Genomic DNA, 18,935 nt, shown 5'->3' on the forward strand with positions numbered 1-18,935 from the left:
CCCGTGGTGCGGGCCGGGCCCAAGGCTTCAGGCCGCTTCGCGGTGCCCGGGGTCGCGCCGGGAGAGTTCCGGGTCGGGTGCGCGCGGGGGCGTGGAGAGCAGCGCCGCCGCCTCACCGGCCGCCAGCAGGTCGCGCATGGACACCCCGGCGACCGCGAACCACTGCGGCTGCCCCTTGCTCTCTGTAGCCGACATGGATGCCTCCCGAAGGGCCGGGGCAACGTGGTTAGGCACACCTAACCACTGACTGGATACCATGTGACCACGCACAAGACGCCGGATGCAACATCTTGCCGACGTCTTGTCGGAACGTCCATCGAATGCCCGCACACCCGGACTCGGGCGGACTCAGGCGGCGAGCACGCTCAGATCCGCCGCGGCCCAGCGTTCCCCCACACCGGTGACCGTCATCTGCCGGACCTCGTCGGTCGTGTCGCCCACCGTCCGGTGGATCACGACCTGGAGCCGGTCCTCGGTCAGCTCCTCGACCTTGCCCTCGCCCCACTCCACGACGACCACGGAGTCGGGCAGCGAGACGTCGAGGTCGAGGTCCTCCATCTCGTCGAGACCGCCGGAGAGCCGGTAGGCGTCGACGTGGACCAGCGGCGGTCCGTCGCCCAGCGAGGGGTGCACCCGGGCGATCACGAACGTCGGTGAGGTGACGGCCCCGCGCACGCCGAGCCCCTCGCCCAGCCCACGGGTCAGCGTCGTCTTGCCCGCGCCGAGCTCCCCGCTGAGCATCACCAGGTCACCCGCGCGCAGCAGTTTCGCGAGCCGGCGGCCCAGCTCCCGCATCTGCTCGGGGGACGTGACGACGATCTGGACGGAGCCGGGCTCAGCCGGGCTGTGCGGTGCTGGTGCTTCCATAACCCTTCACGGTAGCCCCTGCGGGCACGGCACCCGTGCGGGTGAGCAGGTCGGCGAGGCGGTCGGTGACCACTTCCGGGTGTTCCAGCATCACCAGGTGCCCCGCGTCCGGCACCAGCACCAGCTCGGCGTCGGGGAGCAGATCGGCGATGGCCTCGCTGTGCTCACTCGGCGTGACCAGGTCCTGCACCCCGGCCAGCACGAGAACCGGCTGGTCGGCGAAGTGGGCGAGCGCCTCGGTCTTGTCGTGGTCGTTGAACGCCGGGTAGTACTCGGCGACCACGTCGATCGGCGTGCTCTCGATCATCCGCTCGGCGAACCGGGCGACGGCCGGGTCGACGTCCCGGGAGGCGAAGGAGTACCGCTTGATGATCCCGGCGAACAGGTCCGCCGTCGCCCGGCGTCCCTTCTCCACCAGCTCGGCCCGCTGCCCCAGCGCCTTCAGCACCCCGGGCAGCACCCGCCGCACCGCGTTGACCCCGGCGACGGGCAGGCCGTAGTTGACCTCGCCGAGCCGTCCCGACGACGTGCCCACGAAAGCGACCCCGACGACCCGCTCGCGGATCAGCTCCGGGTACTGGTCGGCCAGGGCCATCACGGTCATGCCGCCCATGGAGTGCCCGACGAGCACCAGCGGCCCCTCGGGCGCCGCCGCGTCTATGACGGCCTTCAGATCCCGGCCCAGCTGCTCGATGGTGACCGGCTCGCCGTCCCGGGTCTGGGCCAGGCCCCGCCCGGACCGGCCGTGGCTGCGCTGATCCCAGTGCACGGTCCGCACGACGCCCCGCAGGGCCGCCCGCTGGAAGTGCCAGGAGTCCTGGCTGAGGCAGTAGCCGTGGCTGAAGACGACGGTGACGGGGGCGGGTGACTTGCGGCCGAACAGCCTCCGGCGGCGCGGTCCGATGGCGGCGGGGGCGGCGGCCTCGTCGTCGAGGTCGTCGACCTCGTAGTACAGCTCCGTGCCGTCGTCGGCGAACGCCTTGCCGGGCATGCCCCGCAGGGAGCCGTACGGTCCCGCCGAGTCCAGTGCGAGCCGGGCCTTCTGGCGCATGCCGCGGCCGACCGTCATCCGCTCCAGGGCGACACCGGCGGCCGCGCCCGCGGCCACCACGCCTATCGCCACGCCGGCGATACCGGTCGCCCGGCGCCAGCCTCCCGCCGCCCCCGCGGCGGAGGCCGCGACGGCCGCGGAGGCGACGTCCGCGACGACCTCCGCGCTGCTCTCGCTCACGTACCGCTCCTCTTCACCGGGGTGCCGATCGGGTGACTCGCCGGGTCGGGTGGTGCTGATGTTGCCTTGGTGACTGCCGTTTCTCGTGTGACCGGTTCTCTGTGCGAGTTACCCGTCCTGTTCCTCATTCACATAGACGCGAGGAACACGCGTTCCGATCCGGGTCACGATTTCATAGGCGATGGTTCCGGCCGCCTGGGCCCAGTCCTCAGCGGTGGGCTCGCCGCGGTCCCCCGGCCCGAAGAGGACGGCCTGGGCCCCCGCCTCCGGCTCGTCGCCCCCCAGGTCGACCACGAACTGGTCCATGGCGACCCGTCCGGCGATCGTGCGCCACTTGCCCTCGACCAGGACCGGCCCGGCCGAGGAGGCGTGCCGCGGGATACCGTCCGCGTAACCCAGCGGCACCAGGCCGAGGGTCGTCGGGCCGGGTGTCACGTATTGGTGGCCGTAGCTGACGCCGTGCCCGCCCGGTACGTGCTTGATCAGGGCCAGCGAGGCGGACAGGGTCATCACCGGGCGCAGCCCGAAGTCGGCCGGCGTGCCGAGCTCGGGGCTGGGCGAGATGCCGTAGGTGGCGATGCCGGTGCGGACCAGGTCGAAGTGGCTCTCGGGGATCGTGAGGGTGGCCGGGGAGTTGGCGATGTGCCGGACCTCGGGCCGTACGCCCCGTCCCTCGGCGTACGCGACCATGTCCCGGAACACCGCGAGCTGGGCGGCGATGGAGGGGTGCCCGGGCTCGTCGGCGCAGGCGAAGTGCGACCACAGCCCCGTGACGCGCAGCAGCCCCTCGGCCTCGGCCCGCAGCGCCGCGTCGACGAGCGCGGCCCAGTCGTCCCCGGGCTGACAGCCGCCCCGCCCGAGGCCGGTGTCGGCCTTCAGCTGCACCCGAGCGGGCCGGCCGGCTCCCCTGGCCGCCTCGACGGCCTCCTCCAGGGCCCACATCCCGCTGACCGACACGTCCAGCTCGGCGTCGATCGCCTCGCGCCACGGCCCTCCGGGCGTCCACAGCCAGCACATGATGCGGCCCGGCAGCCCGGCGGCCCGCAGGGCGAGGGCCTCCTCGGGCGTGGCCGTGCCCAGCCAGCTCGCCCCGGCCGCGAGTGCCGCGCGGGCGCACGGCACAGCCCCGTGGCCGTACGCCTGGGACTTCACCACGGCCATCACGGCCGCGCCCCGCGCATGGCCGCGCAGGGCCCGCACATTGGCCCGCAGGGCCGCCAGGTCGATCTCGGCGCGGGCCCGCAGGGGCGCGGTCGGGGCTGTTCTCTCGCTCATCGCGCCCAGTGTCTCAGAGGGCTCCGACGGCGGGTCGCCTACGTGCCTCTGTGCGTCGCCGGGGGCGACTGCGACGCGGCCCGGCGAGCCGACCACGGTGCGGAGGGCTGTACCGGGGGTACGGCAGGGGCGTGTCGTACAGCGTGGCCGGATATGACGGTGCCGCCGTTGGAGTGGTCGCCCTCGTGTTCAGGCCGCCTCCGACCGGCCCGGCCCCTCGATCCCCGGCACCCCACTCGCCCCCGGCATGCCGCCGAGCCCGGAAGCGCCCGGCCCCGTCCCGCGACACACCGGGGCGTCACCCCAGCACATTCCGCCAGGCTTCCGGGACCGCCTCCGCCACGTCATGCGCCCCCACCGGCGCCCCGTCCGCCGCCAGCCGTCCGGCCAGACCGTGCAGGTACGCCCCGGCACTCCCCGCGTCCACCGCGGACAGCCCGGCCGCCAGCAGCGAGCCGCCGAGCCCCGACAGCACGTCGCCGCTTCCGGCCGTGGCCAGCCACCCCGTCCCCGTCGGGTTCACCCGCACCGCGCCGCCTCCCGAGTCGGCCACCAGCGTCGTGGATCCCTTCAGCAGCACGGTCGCCCCGTACCGCCGGGCCAGCTCCCGGACCGCCGCCAGCCGGCCGCCCTCGACCTCCGCCCGGTCCACGCCCAGCAGGGCCGCCGCCTCCCCCGCGTGCGGTGTCATCAGCGTCGGCGCCCGCCGCCCCCGCACGACCCCGGCGTCCGCCAGCCGCAGCCCGTCCGCGTCGATCAGCACCGGCACGTCCGCCGCCAGCACCTCCGCCACCGTCCCGGCGTCGTCCCCGGCCCCCGGACCGACGACCCACGCCTGCACCCGTCCGGCCTGCTTCGGCCCCTGGTCCGACACGAGCGTCTCGGGAAACCGCGCGATGACCGCGTCCCCGGCCGGGCCTACGTATCGCACGGCCCCGGCACCGCCCCGCAGCGCCCCGGAGACGGCGAGCACGGCGGCCCCCGGGTACCGCGCCGACCCGGCGGCGATCCCGACCACGCCCCGCCGGTACTTGTCGCTCTCCGCCCCCGGCACCGGCAGCAGCCGGGCCACGTCCAGGTGCTGCAGCGCCTCCAGCTCCGGCTCGGGGGGCAGTTCCAGCCCGATGTCGACCAGCCGTACCGAACCGGCGTACTCGCGGGCGGGATCGATCAGGAGTCCCGGCTTGTGCGTCCCGAACGTGACGGTCAGATCGGCCCGCACGGCGACCCCGTGCACCTCCCCGGTGTCGGCGTCGACACCGCTCGGCAGATCGACGGCGACCACGGCTCCCCGCGACCGTGCGGCGGCAGCGGCCAACGGCACCGCGTCCGGCCGCAGCCCGCCCTTCCCCCCGATCCCGACGATCCCGTCGAGGACGAGGTCCGCGCCCTCGACGAGCGCCTCACCCCGGCCGGCCGCCGCGACCCGCCCTCCGGCCCGCCGCAACGCCGCGAGCCCCGCCGCGTGCGCCCGCTCCGGCGCGAGCAGCACCGCGGTGACCCCCGCCCCCCGGCGGGCCAGCCGGGCTCCGGCGTACAGGGCGTCACCGCCGTTGTCGCCGCTGCCGACCAGCAGCACGACCCTGCTCCCGTACACCCGCCCCAGCAGGTCGGCGCAGGCCGCGGCGAGCCCGGCGGCGGCGCGTTGCATCAGCGCCCCCTCCGGCAGCCGCGCCATCAGCTCCCGTTCGGCGTTCCGGACCGTCTCCACGCTGTACGCAGTACGCATGCGGTCGAGTTTCCCGCAGTACCGCCAGGCCACTCCCCCTCACACGCGCCTCCGCTCCTCTCCCGCTGCGCGATCCGTGCCGCGTCCATTGACGCTCTGCCGCCCCTTTGCCAGACTCCCGGCCGCGCAGAAAGCGCTTGCACGCAGCTTGCCCACCCGCTGCGCACCGCTTGCCCACCCCCCCACGTCCGACGAAACCGAGGCCCCCATGGGACGCAGAGCCGCCTTACTCGCCGCCGTCGCCGCAACCACCCTCCTCACCGCGGCCGGCACCCTGACCGCCCCCGCCACGGCCGCGCCCACGCGCGCACTGGCCTGCGGAGACGGCTCCCACCACGCCGAGGCCGTGCAGAGCGGCGGCACCTGGACCGCCCGGCGCGGCGGCGGCACGGTGTACACCGGCACCGACATGCGCGCGGCCGTCCAGGCCGCGGTCAACAGCCTCACCCCCGGGCGCACCGCGAAGGAACGGGTCGTGGTCCGCGGCTCGGGTTCGGTACCGGCGGGCTCCCGCATCTCCCTGCCGAGCTACACGGCCCTCGACGTCTGCGGCACCATCGACGTCACCGGCAGCGGCTCGGGCGACCAGGCGCCGGTCTACTCGCGCGGCACCCGCGACGTCGAGGTCCAGAACCTCAAGCTCACCGGCACCCCGCTGTACGGCATCTTCCTGCGCAACGTCCAGAACGTGGTGCTCGGCCAGATCGACATGCGCCTGACCCGCGGCCTGGGCGTCCGCATCGACAACCGCGGCGACACCAGCCAGTGGACGCGCAACGTCCGCATCGACGACGTCTACGTCTCCGGCGCGTCCAGCCACGCGGTCGAGACGTACGGCGTCGACGGCCTCACCATCGGCACGGTGACGGCCCGCAACGTCGGCGAGTCGGGCCTGCTGCTCAACCAGACCGTCAACGCCACGATCACCAAGGTGGACGCCGAGAACGCCGGCACGGGCACCGGGTACGCCGCCTTTCGCATGGCCAATCGCAACGGCCGGATCGGCAGCGGCTACCCCACGAACATCCGCGTCGGCGAGGTCGTCGCACGCGGCGGCGGACGGGGCGTGTTCTGCGTCTCGGAGAGCGGCGGGGCCGTCATCGACAAGGTGACGCTCTCCCGCACGGGCAACAACTCGGTCCTGATCGAGAACTGCTACAACGTCAGCCTCGCGGCCCGGAGCGGCACGATCACGGGCGGCGGCGAACTGCGCCTGGCCGCCCGCTCGGAGTTCCCCAACAACAGGGACATCACCATCCAGAACCTGACGGTCACCGACACGGCCATCAGGGAGAGCCCGTGCGGCGAGAACACGACGTTCCGCAACATCACCCGGGTGAACAGCGGCCAGTCGATCTGCTGACCGCGCCACCGAAGCCCTCGCGCCTCACCAGGGCGGGGGCTTCGGGCCCTGTTTCGCCGGATGCCGTGCCGGGCGTATAGTCGAGCCGTGTTTTGAACTCGTTCAAAAAGGGGGATCGACGAGACATGACCAACTCGACTGCATCCACGACATCGGACAGCCCCGCCACCGCCCTCGGCCCCACGGCCCTGGTCCTCGGCATCTTCTCGGCCGTGGGCACCTGGGCGTTCCTGTTTCCCTGGACGGTCCTCGCCGGAGCGCTCGCGATGACGTTCGGCGCCATGGGCCTCCACTACGCCCGCAAGGGCATGGGCCGGGCGTGGCCGGCGGCGGCCGGTGCGGCCCTGGGCGCGATCGCCTTCATCGCCACGGCCACACTGCTCTTTGCCCTGTACTAGGGCCTGCCGTTCGGAGCATGCCGGCGTCGCGGGTCCCGGCCCCGCCCCGGAGGGGCTCTCACCCCTCGGCGATGACCACCGCGGAGGCGACGCCCGCATCGTGACTCAGCGACACGTGCCAGCTGCGCACGCCGAGTTCGGCGGCCCGGGCGGCCACCGTCCCGGTCACCCGCAGCCAGGGCCGCCCCGTGTTCTCGACACACACCTCGGCGTCGGTCCACAGCAGCCCCGGCGGAGCACCCAGCGCCTTGGCCAACGCCTCCTTGGCCGCGAACCGCGCGGCGAGCGAGGCGACCCCCCGCCGCTCCCCACTGGGCAGCAGCAACTCCCGCTCCACGAACAGCCGTCCCGCCAGCGCGGGCGTACGCTCCAGCGAAGCCGCGAACCGCTCGATCTCGGCAACGTCGATGCCGACCCCGATGATGCTCATGGGCAGCACCCTACGGTGACGGGCCGGATCCGGCGGCAAAGGCTCCCCAAGCGCCGCCCGCGCCACCCACGATCTTCAACTCCCCCTGGCAGATGTAGAGTTCGCGCTGACCGCGATGAGCAAACGGCATCGCACCGAACGGGAGGACATCCACCCCATGAAGTTCACGTCGCTGGGGACCACGGCCAGTGCCATAGCTCTCCTCGCCACGGCCCTCACCGGCACCGTCGCCACGGCCGGTACCGCCGCCGCGGCGACGCAGCCCGACTGCAGCAGCGCGCTGACCAACGTGAAGCCCAAGGCGACCGTCAACCTCCGCAGCCAGCCCAAGACGAGCTCGACCGCCCTCGGCACCTGGGGCAAGGGCCAGAACGGCGGCATCTGCTTCGGCGGCAGCAGGCCCGTGACGGGCGGCAGCTACACGGCCTGCGGCAAGACGAGCAACAAGTGGTACTTCGGCGGCCCCAACAGCACCAGCGTGGAGGGCTGGGTCCCGGCGACCTGCCTGCCCATCTGAGCCGAGCACTGACGCCCTGACGGGCTGAGCCGAGGGGCGAAGGGCATCCGGCCCTTCGCCCCTTCCGCTCACTCCGGCTTCCCGCTCACTCCACCGTCACCGACTTCGCCAGGTTCCGCGGCTGGTCCACCTCGTTGCCGCGGGCCGTCGCCAGCTCACAGGCGAACACCTGCAGCGGCACCGTCGCCACGAGCGGCTGCAGCAGGGTCGGCGTGGCCGGCACCCGGATCAGGTGGTCCGCGTACGGCACGACCGCCTCGTCGCCCTCCTCCGCGATCACGATCGTGCGCGCGCCGCGCGCCCGGATCTCCTGGATGTTGGACACGATCTTGTCGTGCAGCACCGACCGGCCGCGCGGCGAGGGCACCACCACGACCACCGGCAGGTCCTCCTCGATCAGGGCGATCGGCCCGTGCTTCAGCTCCCCGGCCGCGAACCCCTCCGCGTGCATGTAGGCGAGTTCCTTGAGCTTCAACGCCCCTTCGAGAGCCACCGGATACCCCACGTGCCGGCCGAGGAACAGCACCGTGTTCTTCGAGGCCAGGGTGCGCGCCAGCTCCCGCACCGGCTCCATCGTGCCCAGCACCTCCTCCACCGCACCGGCGATCGAGGACAGGTCGCGGATCACCGCCCGGATCTCGTCCCCCCACTTCGTGCCGCGCACCTGACCCAGGTACAGGGCGACCAGGTAGCACGCCACGAGCTGCGTCAGGAACGCCTTGGTCGAGGCGACGGCCACCTCCGGCCCGGCGTGCGTGTACAACACCGCGTCCGACTCGCGCGGGATCGTCGAGCCGTTGGTGTTGCAGATCGCCAGCACCCTGGAGCCCTGCTCACGGGCGTGCCGCAACGCCATCAGCGTGTCCATGGTCTCGCCCGACTGGGAGATGGCGATCACGAGCGTCTGCGCGTCGAGGATCGGGTCCCGGTAGCGGAACTCGCTCGCCAGCTCCACCTCGCAGGGCAGCCGCGTCCAGTGCTCGATCGCGTACTTGGCGATCATCCCGGCGTGGAAGGCCGTACCGCAGGCGACGATGACGACCTTGTCGATCTCCCGCAGCACCCCCTGGGGGATCCGCACCTCGTCCAGCGTCAGCGACCCGGCCCCGTCGACCCGGCCCAGGAGCGTGTCGGCGACCGCCTTGGGCTGCTCGGCGATCTCCTTGAGCATGAAGTAGTCGTAGCCACCCTTCTCCGCGGCCGACGCGTCCCAGTCGACGTGGTACGACCGCACGTCGGCCGGGCGGCCGTCGAAGCCCGTCACCGTCACGCCGTCCCGGCGCAGCTCCACCACCTGGTCCTGCCCGAGCTCGATCGCCGCACGCGTGTGGGCGATGAACGCGGCGACGTCCGACGCGAGGAAGGCCTCGCCCTCCCCCACGCCGACCACCAGCGGCGAGTTGCGCCGCGCGCCCACAACCACGTCCGGCTCGTCGGCATGCACGGCGACCAGGGTGAACGCCCCCTCCAGCCGTCGGCACACCAGCCGCATCGCCTCGGCGAGATCCGCGCAGGAGGAGAACTCCTCGGCGAGCAGATGCGCCACGACCTCGGTGTCCGTCTCGGAGGACAGATCGTGGCCGCGCTCCGCCAGTTCGGCCCGCAGCAGCGCGAAGTTCTCGATGATGCCGTTGTGCACCACCGCGACGCGGCCCGCGTTGTCGATGTGCGGGTGGGCGTTGCGGTCCGTGGGCCCGCCGTGCGTGGCCCAGCGGGTGTGCCCGATGCCCGTCGTGCCGGTCGGCAGCGGTCTGCCGTCCAGCTCCTTCTCCAGGTTGAGCAGCTTGCCGGCCTTCTTCGCCGTCGCCAGCCCCCCGTCGGCCAGGACGGCGACGCCCGCCGAGTCGTACCCCCGGTACTCCAGCCGCTTCAGCCCGGCCATCACGACCTCGAGCGCGGACTGCGGCCCCACGTATCCCACGATTCCACACATGAGGCGCAGCCTACGGGCCGATACTCCCGGAAAACCCCTCCAGCGTGCCCGGAATCGGAAATGATCCCGCCTTTCGCGGACCTGCGGCGGTGACTTTCCGCTCCCGTCGCCTGCGATCCGCCGAACTCCGAACTCATGGCGGAACCGATGCCTCCGCGCCCCTGAGCACCTCTCAGACCTTCGCCCGGTAAGCCCGCATCGCCAGCGGGTAGAAGACCAACGCGATACCCGCCGCCCACACCAGCGACCACAAGACCGGCTCCGCGACCGCCCCGCCCAGCAGCAGCCCACGGAACGCGTCGGACAGGTGCGTCACGGGATTGACGTCGCTCCAGGCCTGGAGCCAGCCGGGCATCGTGTCGACGACGACGAACGCGCTGCTGGTGAAGGTGATCGGGAAGATGAGCGTGAAGGCGAACGCCTGGACCTTCTCGGCGTCGCCTGCCAGCATCCCGATCAACACCGCGCTCCAGGACACGGCTGCGGCGAACACCATCACCAGCAGCGCGCCGAGCACCAGACCGCCGAGTCCGCCGGTGATGCGGAAGCCGAGCGCCAGGCCGAGGCAGATCATCAGCAGCAGCGCCCACAGGTGCTTGGCGAGGTCCGCGGTGATCCGGCCGATGAGCGGGGCCGAGCGGGCGATGGGCAGGCTGCGCAGCCGGTCGAAGACGCCCTTGGTGAGGTCGGTGTTGAGTGCCATCGCCGTGTACATCGTCATGAACAGGGTGTTCTGCACGATGATCCCGGGCAGCGCGTACTTCAGATAGGCATCGGGTGAGCCGGCCATCTGCCCGCCCAGCACGTAGGTGAACAGGAACACGAACATGATCGGCGTGATGCTGTAGTCGACCAGTTCGAGGGGGTTGTGCTTGACGGCGACCAGGCTCCGCCAGGCCATCGTGAAGGTCTGCCGCAGCCCTGCGAGGGCGGGCACCCGACCCGACCCCGTGACCGGCGCGGTGAGGCTGGTGGCGGTCATGACCCGCTCACCGCCTTTTCCAGATCCTCCTCTCGGACGGCCGCACCACCGTCCTCCTCGGCCTCGCCCGGCTCGGCGCGGTGGCCGGTCAGGGAGAGGAAGACCTCGTCGAGCGAGGAGCGGCGCAGGGCCAGCTCACCGACCGCGATGCCCTCCCGGTCCAGCGCGCGCACGACGGCCGGCATCAGCTCGGGGTCCTTCACCGGGGCGGTGACCGTCTCGCCCTCGATCCGGGCCTGGGGCCCTGCGGCCCCGGCCACCAGCGCGTGGGCCCGCCCGAGGTCCCGCCCGACGATCGGCCTGAGCTCCAGCACCTGGCCTCCGACCTGCGCCTTCAACTGGTCCGGTGTGCCCTCGGCGATCACGCGGCCCTTGTCGATCACCACGATGTCGTCGGCGAGGACATCGGCCTCGTTCAGATACTGCGTGGTCAGCAGGGCGGTCGCACCGTCCGCGACCAGGCCGCGCAGCATGTCCCACAGCTCACCGCGGCTGTGCGGATCGAGACCGGTGGTCGGCTCGTCGAGGAAGAGGATGCTGGGCCGGCCGACGAGGCTGGCCGCGAGATCCAGGCGCCTGCGCATGCCGCCCGAAAAGGTCTTGGCTGCCCGCCCGGCCGCGTGGGTCAGCTGGAACCGCTCCAGCAGTTCACCGGCCCGCGCCTTCGCCTCTCGCCTCGGCAGGCCCAGCAGACGGCCGATGAGCAGCAGGTTCTCCGTTCCGGTCAGGTTCTCGTCGACCGCCGCGTACTGCCCGGTCAGCCCGACGAGGGAGCGTACGACCCCGGCTTCCCGGACCACGTCGTGGCCGGCCACCCGAGCCCTGCCGCGGTCCGGGTGCAGCAGTGTCGCGAAGATCCGCACCGCGGTCGTCTTCCCGCGCCGTTGGGCCCCAGCAGCCCGAGCACCGTGCCCTTGCGGGCCGCCAGGTCGACGCCGACCAGCGCCTCGGTCTCCTTGAACCGCTTGGCCAGGCCTTCCGCCTCTATCGCGTACGTCATGGGTACCCCCAGGCGTCCGTGGACCCCGGACCGGGCCCACCTCTCCCACAACTGTGACGCACACCACTGACATTCCTCCCGCATCACTTTTTCTCAGGAGGAAACGGGGCGAACACCTCGCGTGACGGATCCCACCTCACCACCCGTTCGTACGCCCGTAACAATGGACTGTGATCTCTCCGGTCTCCTCGATGCCCCGGAGCGCCCACCGGCCCCGCCCGGAGGCGACTCCCTACGTCGACCTCACCCGAGCCGAGTGGAGCGCGCTGCGTGACAAGACGCCGCTTCCACTGACGGCCGAGGAGGTCGAGAAGCTGCGCGGTCTCGGCGACGTGATCGACCTCGACGAGGTGCGGGACATCTACCTCCCGCTGTCCAGACTTCTCAACCTCTACGTCGGTGCCACCGACGGCCTCAGAGGCGCGCTGAACACGTTCCTGGGCGAGCAGGGTTCCCAGTCGGGCACCCCGTTCGTCATAGGGGTCGCCGGTTCGGTCGCCGTGGGCAAGTCGACGGTCGCCCGCCTCCTGCAGGCCCTGCTCTCGCGCTGGCCCGAGCACCCGCGCGTCGAGCTGGTCACCACCGACGGTTTCCTGCTGCCCACCAAGGACCTCCAGGCCCGCGGCCTGATGTCCCGCAAGGGCTTCCCCGAGTCCTACGACCGCCGCGCCCTGACCCGCTTCGTCGCCGACATCAAGGCCGGCAAGAACGAGGTCACCGCGCCCGTCTACTCCCACCTGATCTACGACATCGTCCCCGACAAGAGGCTCACGGTCCGCCGCCCCGACATCCTGATCGTCGAGGGCCTGAACGTCCTCCAGCCGGCCCTGCCCGGCAAGGACGGCCGCACCCGCGTCGGCCTCGCCGACTACTTCGACTTCAGCGTGTACGTCGACGCCCGCGTCGAGGACATCGAGACCTGGTACCTCAACCGCTTCCGCAAGCTGCGCGCGACCGCCTTCCAGGACCCGTCCTCGTACTTCCGCAAGTACACCCAGGTCTCGGAGGAGGAGGCCCTGGACTACGCCCGGACGATGTGGCGCACGATCAACCGGCCCAACCTGGTGGAGAACATCGCGCCCACCCGCGGCCGCGCCGCCCTCGTGCTGCGCAAGGGCCCGGACCACAAGGTGCAGCGGCTGAGCCTGCGCAAGCTGTGACCGCCGGGGGAAAGACCGGTTAGATGGGCGCCATGCTCCATCTGCGTCTGATCACACCGGCCGGCAGGACCGACGAGGTGGTCCTGCTGATCGAGAAGACGGTCGGCACCACCCACCTCGTCGTGCTGCCCGGCGTCTCCCGCGACCCCGCCGGGGACGTGGTGATGTGCGACGTGGCCCGCGAGGCGGGCGACGAACTCCTCGCCGGGCTGCGGGAACTGGGCATCGACACCACCGGTTCCATCGCTGTGGAGTCCATCGACCTGTCCCTGTCGGAGCGGGCCGACAAGGCGGAGGCCGACGCCCCGGGCGAGGGCGCGGACGCGGTCCTGTGGGAGCAGCTGACCGAGGCGACGCACGAGGAGTCGACCCTCTCCGTCACCTACCTCGCCTTCATCACGCTCGCCACCATGATCGCCGCGTGCGGTGTGGTCCTGGACAACGCGATCCTGATCGTGGGCGCCATGGCGGTGGGCCCCGAGTTCGGCCCCCTCACCGGCATCTGCACCGCGATCGTCCGGCGCCGGCCGCGGCTGGCCCTTCGCTCGCTGATCGCACTGCTGGTGGGCTTCGCGGTGGCGATGGCGGTGACGGTCGGCTTCAGCCTCCTCATGGACGCGGCCGGCCAGTTCACGGAGAGCCGCCTGGAAGCCGACCGCCCCAACACCGGCTTCATCTACGCCCCCGACAAGTTCTCCTTCATCGTGGCGGTCCTGGCCGGCATCGCCGGCACCCTCTCCCTGACCTCCGCCAAGTCGGGCGCGCTGGTGGGGGTGGCCATCTCCGTCACCACGGTCCCGGCCGCCGCGAACGCGGCAGTCGCCCTCAGCTACGGCGACACCAGCCAGACCTGGGGCTCCACGGAGCAGCTGCTGCTGAACCTGCTGGGCATCGTCGTGGCGGGCACGGCGACCCTGCTGGCCCAGAAGTGGTTCTGGGCAAGAGAACGCCAGAAGGCCGACGCCTAGAGGGGCGCGGGGAACTGCGCGACAAGCCACAACGGACGGTCAGCCCGCAGCCAACCGCAGCCCCCCGGCCCGGTTCGTCAGCCGAGCGCGGACTTCACCACATCGGCGAGCCGCCCGGCCACGGACCGGGCCTGCTCGATATCGGCCGCCTCCACCATCACCCGGACCAGCGGCTCGGTCCCGGAGGGCCGCAACAGCACCCGCCCGGTCTCCCCGAGCTCCCGCTCCGCATCCGAGACCGCCGCCGACAGCTCCGCGGACGTCCCCACCCGCGTCCTGTCGACATCCGGCACATTGATCAGCACCTGCGGCAGCCGCTCCATGACACCGGCGAGATCCGCCAGCGTGCGGCCGCTCTGCGCCACCCGGGCCGCCAGCAGCAGCCCGGTCAGCGTCCCGTCGCCGGTCGTCGCGTGGTCGAGGATGATCACGTGCCCGGACTGCTCGCCCCCGAGGGCGAACCCGTGCTCCTTCATCTCCTCCAGCACGTACCGGTCACCGACGGCGGTCTGCACCAGCCGGATGCCCTCGCGCTCCATGGCGAGCTTGAACCCGAGGTTCGACATCACCGTGGCGACGACCGTCTCCGACCGCAGCACGGACCGCTCCCGCATCGCCAGCGCGAGCACGGCGAGGATCTGGTCCCCGTCCACCTCCGCGCCGGTGTGGTCGACGGCGAGGCAGCGGTCGGCGTCGCCATCGTGCGCGATGCCGAGGTCGGCGCCGTGCTCGACGACGGCGGCCTTGATCTTGTCCAGGTGCGTCGAACCGCACCCGTCGTTGATGTTGAGCCCGTCGGGCTCGGCCCCGATCGTGACGACCTCGGCACCGGCCCGCTGGAACACCTCGGGCGAGACCCGGGCGGCGGCGCCGTGCGCCTCGTCGAGGACGACCTTCAGCCCGTCGAGCCGGTTCGGCAGGACACTCAGCAGATGCGCGACGTACCGTTCGGAGCCCTCCTCGTACGCGCGCACGCGGCCCACTCCGGCCCCGGTCGGCCGGTCCCACGGGGCACCGGTGCGGTGCTCCTCGTAGACGGACTCGATGCGGTCCTCCAGCTCGTCGGCGAGCTTGTGGCCGCCGCGGGCGAAGAACTTGATGCCGTTGTCCGGCATGGCGTTGTGGCTGGCGGAGAGCATCACGCCGAGGTCGGCACCGAGCTCCCCGGTCAGGTACGCCACGGCGGGCGTCGGCAGCACACCGACCCGCAGGACGTCCACGCCGGCGCTGGCGAGGCCCGCGACCACCGCGGCTTCCAGGAACTCCCCGGACGCACGGGGGTCACGTCCGACCACGGCCTTGGGCCGGTGTCCCTCGAACGTGCCCGCCTCGGCCAGTACGTGTGCCGCGGCCACGGAGAGGCCCAGGGCCATTTCCGCCGTCAGGTCCGCGTTGGCGACACCGCGCACGCCGTCCGTGCCGAAGAGTCGTCCCACAGTGGTGTCCTCCGAATTGCTGAGGGGAATGCGGCTCACATCCCGATGTGCACCCCCTGAGACTGTCCGGGGGCTGTAGGGGTTGTGTAAACGAACCGCCCCGGCAGCACAACCGTGCCGCCGGGGCGATCGTAGCGAGGCCGGTCGCGAGGACAGGCGACGCGATTTAGCGCTTGCTGTACTGCGGAGCCTTGCGGGCCTTCTTCAGACCGGCCTTCTTGCGCTCGACCGCACGGTCGTCGCGCTTGAGGAAGCCGGCCTTCTTCAGCGGGCCGCGGTTGTTGTCGACGTCGGCCTCGTTCAGCGCACGGGCGACACCGAGACGGAGCGCACCGGCCTGACCGGAGACACCGCCACCGGCGATGCGGGCGATGACGTCGTAACGGCCCTCGAGCTCCAGAACCTTGAACGGCTCGTTGACTTCCTGCTGGTGCACCTTGTTCGGGAAGTAGTCCTCGAGGGTGCGACCGTTGATCTTCCACTTGCCGGTGCCCGGAACGATCCGGACGCGGGCGATGGCGTTCTTGCGACGGCCCAGGCCGGCGGCCGGCTGGGGCTCGCCGAAGCGGGACGCCATGGACTCCGAGGTGTACTCACCCTCGACGGGGACCTCGGACTCGGTGGTGTAGCTGTCGATGTCGATCTCTTCGAGCGGCTGCTCGGCAGTGGTCTCGGCCACGATGCTCCTCAGATTCTCTTCAGTCTTAGGGGGTGGCCGGACTTACTGCGCGACCTGGGTGATCTCGAACGGCTGCGGCTGCTGCGCGCCGTGCGGGTGCTGGTCACCCTTGTAGACCTTCAGCTTCGAGAGCATCTGACGGCCCAGCGTGTTCTTGGGGAGCATGCCCTTGACGGCCTTCTCGATGGCCTTCTCGGGGTTCTTGTCGAGCAGCTCGTCGTAGCGGACGGAGCGCAGACCACCCGGGTAGCCGGAGTGGCGGTACGCCATCTTCTGGGTCCGCTTGTTGCCGGACAGGTGCACCTTGTCCGCGTTGATGATGATGACGAAGTCACCAGCGTCGACGTGGGGCGCGTAGATCGGCTTGTGCTTGCCCCGGAGGAGCGTCGCGGCAGTGGTGGCGAGACGACCCAGGACAACGTCCTGAGCGTCGATGACGTGCCACTGGCGCGTCACATCGCCGGGCTTGGGGCTGTACGTACGCACGGTTCGTAGCCTTCGCTTCGAGTGAATGGTCCATAACTGGTCACCGAAACGATCACGACAGCCTGGACCGCACTGCGGCGACGCATACCGCGTACGTGGGGTCGCTGGTCATCGGCCCGGTGGACCGGTGTAAGGGCCCGTCCCGTGAGAATGAGCAAGCCAATACACAACGAACAAGCAGAATACCGGGGCGCACCACAAGGGTCAAAACGCGGTATCACCGCAGCCGCTCGGTCACCGAGACGCACAGGGCGGCACAGAGCGTGACCGCCCTGCGCAGGGTCCGCCGGCGCGGCGGCCGTGCATAGGGAAACACCGACGAGACCAGCACGTCCACCGCCACCGCGGCACACCACCGCAGCACGGACCCGCCACCGCGCGGCCGGCGGACCGCCCCCACAGCCCCCAGCGCCCCCACCACGACCGATGGCCACACCCCGGCCGCCAGGGCCGGCCAGGACAGCAGACACCCCAGCAGCACCACGGTCGGCAGCAGTCGCCCCAACCACCCGCAGATGTCGCCTTTGCCCGTGCGCATGGGAGGAACGCTAGGGGCTCGAGAGCCCAACCGGACGGACCAGCACGCCCCTTGTCCCGTCTAAGATGCGCCCCATGAGCTTTGGGCAGGGGGGACCTCAGTCCCAGTGGGATCCCTGGAAACCGCAGTCGCAGCAGCCCTGGAACAGCGGGGGCGGCCAGTCCCCGGACTGGGCAGCGCTCGCTGAAGCCTCCGAGGCCCGCAACAAGCGACGACGGGTCCTGTTGATCGGCGGCGGCGCCTTCGCCACGGTCGCGATCGGCACGGCCGTCGCGGTGGCCGTGGTCTCGGCCGGGGGCGACAACCGGGGCAACCCGACCTCCCTGCCCTCGTCCGACCTCCCGAGCCAGTCCGCCTCGGCCCCGTCCTTCGCCCCGACCAGCGCCCCGCCGCCGCTGGACCCGAAGGACTTCATCGCCAGCGCGAAGAAGGACAAGGCCCCGCTCAGCCCGGACACGCTCTTCCCCGGCACCCAGCTCACCGTGGGCGAGACGGTCTACAAGAAGGGCCCGACGGCGGACACGAGGGACTGCGCCTCGGCGGCCGGCGGCACCCTCCCCAAGATCCTCACCGGGAACGACTGCACCCGTCTGATACGGGTGACCTACGTCAAGGACGGCATCGCGGTGACGGTCGGCGTGGCCGTCTTCGACACCGAGGCCCAGGCCGCCGAGGCAAGGGGCCAGAGCACCAAGAAGAGCTACATCAAGTCGCTCTCCGGCGGCGGCGTGAAGGCCTTCTGCGAGTCCGGCTTCTGCCGCACCACCAGCAACTCCTACGGCCGCTACGCCTACTTCAGCAACGCCGGCTTCACCAGCGGCAAGAACGTGACGCCCAAGGACACCGCGGTCTACAGGACCGGGGACGACCTGGTCCAGTTCACGTTCAACCAGATCCGCCGCCGCGGCGAGGCCCAGGCCTCGGCCGCGGCGAACGAGTGACCGGACGTCAGCAGCAGCCGGCCGACGGCAGCGACCGCTTGTTGCGCGCCTCCCTGCTGCGCGCGGCGAGCAGTTCGTCGGCCGGGTAGCCGACCTCCTCCAGCGTCAGCCCGTGCGGCCGTACGACGTGCACGGCCGAGTCCCGCACCCCGGCCGCCAGCACCTTGCCCGGCCAGTCGGCCGGCCGGTGCCCGTCCCCGACGAACAGCAGCGCCCCGATGAGCGAGCGCACCATGTTGTGGCAGAAGGCGTCGGCCCGCACGGTGGCGGTGATGATCCCGTCGTCACCGCGCACCAGGCTCAGCTCCTGGAGGGTGCGGATCGTGGTCGCGCCCTCCCGCTTCTTGCAGTAGGCCGCGAAGTCGTGCTCGCCCAGCAGCCCCCGGGCCGCCTCGTTCATGGCGTCCACGTCGAGGGGCCAGTCGTGCCACAGCACATGGCTGCGCAGCAGCGGATCGACGCCGCCGGGGTTGTCGGTGACCCGGTAGGCGTACCGCCTCCAGACCGCCGAGAAACGGGCGTTGAAGCCGCTGGGCGCCTCCCGGAGGGCCCAGACCCGTACGTCCCGGGGCAACCGGCCGGCCAGCCGCTTCAGCAGCTTCTGGTGGTGCTCGGCCCACACCTCACGCGGCAGATCGACATGCGCGACCTGTCCCCGCGCGTGCACCCCGGCATCGGTACGCCCCGCGACGGTCAGCTCGTACGTCTCCCCCGACCGCGTCACGGTCCGCAGGGCGTCCTCGATCTCCCCCTGCACGGTGCGCCGCCCCCCGGCCTGCTTGGCCCACCCGGAGAACTCACTCCCGTCGTACGACAGATCGAGCCGGACCCGGACGTGGCCGGCCTCTACTTCGTCACTCACCCCAGGATCCTCTCACCAACACGAAGGCGGGCCCGTCCCCCTCCACAAGGGGAACGGACCCGCCAACAACGCCCTTCAGGGGCGCGGGGAACTGCGCGAACGACCACGACGAAGCCGCAGCCTCCGACGCACGGTCCCCG

The 18,935-nt window shown here is 71.6% G+C and carries 19 protein-coding genes and 1 pseudogene; 6 read left to right on the forward strand and 14 right to left on the reverse strand.

The genetic code is table 11. From position 1 onward, the window contains the following. Positions 1-27: 27 nt before the first annotated feature. The 5 genes from AB0F04_RS29910 to AB0F04_RS29930 form a co-directional block, all read right to left on the reverse strand. The gene (locus AB0F04_RS29910) at positions 28-195 is read right to left on the reverse strand and encodes a hypothetical protein (protein WP_362046991.1); all 168 of its coding nucleotides are present in this window, start codon (positions 193-195) and stop codon (positions 28-30) included. A gap of 153 nt (positions 196-348) precedes the next feature. Then, positions 349-867: a tRNA (adenosine(37)-N6)-threonylcarbamoyltransferase complex ATPase subunit type 1 TsaE gene (gene tsaE / locus AB0F04_RS29915; protein WP_362046993.1), complete on the reverse strand. Its 519-nt coding sequence runs from the start codon at positions 865-867 to the stop codon at positions 349-351. Beyond that, a complete protein-coding gene (locus AB0F04_RS29920; RefSeq protein WP_362046995.1) occupies positions 836-2,098 on the reverse strand; it encodes an alpha/beta hydrolase in 1,263 nt (420 codons plus the stop codon). Before AB0F04_RS29920 ends, tsaE begins: the two co-directional genes overlap by 32 nt. Before the next feature lie 108 nt (positions 2,099-2,206). Then, positions 2,207-3,373 (reverse strand): alanine racemase, encoded by a 1,167-nt coding sequence (alr, locus tag AB0F04_RS29925; protein ID WP_362046998.1) that lies wholly within the window; start codon positions 3,371-3,373, stop codon positions 2,207-2,209. Positions 3,374-3,671: 298 nt separating this feature from the next. Continuing rightward, positions 3,672-5,102, reverse strand: a complete 1,431-nt coding sequence (locus tag AB0F04_RS29930) for an NAD(P)H-hydrate dehydratase (RefSeq protein WP_362047001.1) — start codon at positions 5,100-5,102, stop codon at positions 3,672-3,674. Positions 5,103-5,310: 208 nt separating this feature from the next. Here AB0F04_RS29930 and AB0F04_RS29935 point away from each other — a divergent pair, with 208 nt between their 5' ends. Together AB0F04_RS29935 and AB0F04_RS29940 are read left to right on the forward strand one after the other, a co-directional pair. Further along, positions 5,311-6,465, forward strand: a complete 1,155-nt coding sequence (locus AB0F04_RS29935; protein ID WP_362047004.1) for a hypothetical protein — start codon at positions 5,311-5,313, stop codon at positions 6,463-6,465. A 125-nt stretch (positions 6,466-6,590) separates the two neighbouring features. After that, on the forward strand, positions 6,591-6,863 hold the full coding sequence (locus tag AB0F04_RS29940; protein ID WP_362047007.1) for a hypothetical protein: 273 nt from the start codon (positions 6,591-6,593) through the stop codon (positions 6,861-6,863). A 58-nt stretch (positions 6,864-6,921) separates the two neighbouring features. Here AB0F04_RS29940 and AB0F04_RS29945 read toward each other — a convergent pair whose 3' ends face one another. Beyond that, positions 6,922-7,293, reverse strand: a complete 372-nt coding sequence (locus AB0F04_RS29945) for a holo-ACP synthase (RefSeq protein ID WP_362047010.1) — start codon at positions 7,291-7,293, stop codon at positions 6,922-6,924. Between the two features lie 115 nt (positions 7,294-7,408). Here AB0F04_RS29945 and AB0F04_RS29950 point away from each other — a divergent pair, with 115 nt between their 5' ends. Continuing rightward, positions 7,409-7,810: a hypothetical protein gene (locus AB0F04_RS29950; protein WP_362047013.1), complete on the forward strand. Its 402-nt coding sequence runs from the start codon at positions 7,409-7,411 to the stop codon at positions 7,808-7,810. Positions 7,811-7,895: 85 nt separating this feature from the next. On the opposite strand, the gene glmS is transcribed toward AB0F04_RS29950, so the two are convergent. The 3 genes and pseudogenes from glmS to AB0F04_RS29965 all read right to left on the reverse strand — a co-directional run bounded on the left by glmS (position 7,896) and on the right by AB0F04_RS29965 (position 11,725). Continuing rightward, a complete protein-coding gene (gene glmS, locus AB0F04_RS29955) occupies positions 7,896-9,743 on the reverse strand; it encodes a glutamine--fructose-6-phosphate transaminase (isomerizing) (protein ID WP_362047014.1) in 1,848 nt (615 codons plus the stop codon). Positions 9,744-9,915: 172 nt separating this feature from the next. After that, positions 9,916-10,725 carry an ABC transporter permease gene (locus AB0F04_RS29960; protein WP_362047017.1) on the reverse strand — a complete coding sequence of 270 codons (810 nt, stop codon included), beginning with the start codon at positions 10,723-10,725 and terminating at the stop codon, positions 9,916-9,918. Continuing rightward, a pseudogene (locus tag AB0F04_RS29965) lies at positions 10,722-11,725 on the reverse strand (ATP-binding cassette domain-containing protein). The gene AB0F04_RS29960 and the pseudogene AB0F04_RS29965 overlap by 4 nt, the downstream one beginning before the upstream one ends. Before the next feature lie 191 nt (positions 11,726-11,916). Between AB0F04_RS29965 and coaA the strand changes: the two are divergent. Together coaA and AB0F04_RS29975 are read left to right on the forward strand one after the other, a co-directional pair. After that, complete coding sequence (coaA, locus tag AB0F04_RS29970; RefSeq protein ID WP_362047196.1) at positions 11,917-12,885, forward strand: type I pantothenate kinase; 969 nt, start codon at positions 11,917-11,919, stop codon at positions 12,883-12,885. Between the two features lie 32 nt (positions 12,886-12,917). Next, the gene (locus tag AB0F04_RS29975) at positions 12,918-13,853 is read left to right on the forward strand and encodes a DUF389 domain-containing protein (protein WP_362047020.1); all 936 of its coding nucleotides are present in this window, start codon (positions 12,918-12,920) and stop codon (positions 13,851-13,853) included. Between the two features lie 77 nt (positions 13,854-13,930). On the opposite strand, the gene glmM is transcribed toward AB0F04_RS29975, so the two are convergent. The 4 genes from glmM to AB0F04_RS29995 all read right to left on the reverse strand — a co-directional run bounded on the left by glmM (position 13,931) and on the right by AB0F04_RS29995 (position 16,992). Further along, the gene (glmM, locus tag AB0F04_RS29980) at positions 13,931-15,289 is read right to left on the reverse strand and encodes a phosphoglucosamine mutase (RefSeq protein WP_362047022.1); all 1,359 of its coding nucleotides are present in this window, start codon (positions 15,287-15,289) and stop codon (positions 13,931-13,933) included. Positions 15,290-15,455: 166 nt separating this feature from the next. Continuing rightward, positions 15,456-15,968, reverse strand: coding sequence for a 30S ribosomal protein S9 (gene rpsI, locus AB0F04_RS29985; protein WP_077796742.1), 513 nt, complete (start codon positions 15,966-15,968; stop codon positions 15,456-15,458). Between the two features lie 42 nt (positions 15,969-16,010). After that, positions 16,011-16,454 (reverse strand): 50S ribosomal protein L13, encoded by a 444-nt coding sequence (rplM, locus tag AB0F04_RS29990; protein WP_033308956.1) that lies wholly within the window; start codon positions 16,452-16,454, stop codon positions 16,011-16,013. Positions 16,455-16,671: 217 nt separating this feature from the next. Continuing rightward, positions 16,672-16,992: a hypothetical protein gene (locus tag AB0F04_RS29995; protein ID WP_362047024.1), complete on the reverse strand. Its 321-nt coding sequence runs from the start codon at positions 16,990-16,992 to the stop codon at positions 16,672-16,674. A gap of 74 nt (positions 16,993-17,066) precedes the next feature. Between AB0F04_RS29995 and AB0F04_RS30000 the strand changes: the two genes are divergently transcribed. Next, a complete protein-coding gene (locus tag AB0F04_RS30000; protein ID WP_362047027.1) occupies positions 17,067-17,933 on the forward strand; it encodes a hypothetical protein in 867 nt (288 codons plus the stop codon). A gap of 7 nt (positions 17,934-17,940) precedes the next feature. On the opposite strand, the gene truA is transcribed toward AB0F04_RS30000, so the two are convergent. Then, a complete protein-coding gene (gene truA, locus AB0F04_RS30005; RefSeq protein ID WP_362047030.1) occupies positions 17,941-18,795 on the reverse strand; it encodes a tRNA pseudouridine(38-40) synthase TruA in 855 nt (284 codons plus the stop codon). Positions 18,796-18,935 lie beyond the last annotated feature (140 nt).

Source organism: Streptomyces sp. NPDC029041 (assembly GCF_040637515.1).
GTDB lineage: Bacteria > Actinomycetota > Actinomycetes > Streptomycetales > Streptomycetaceae > Streptomyces.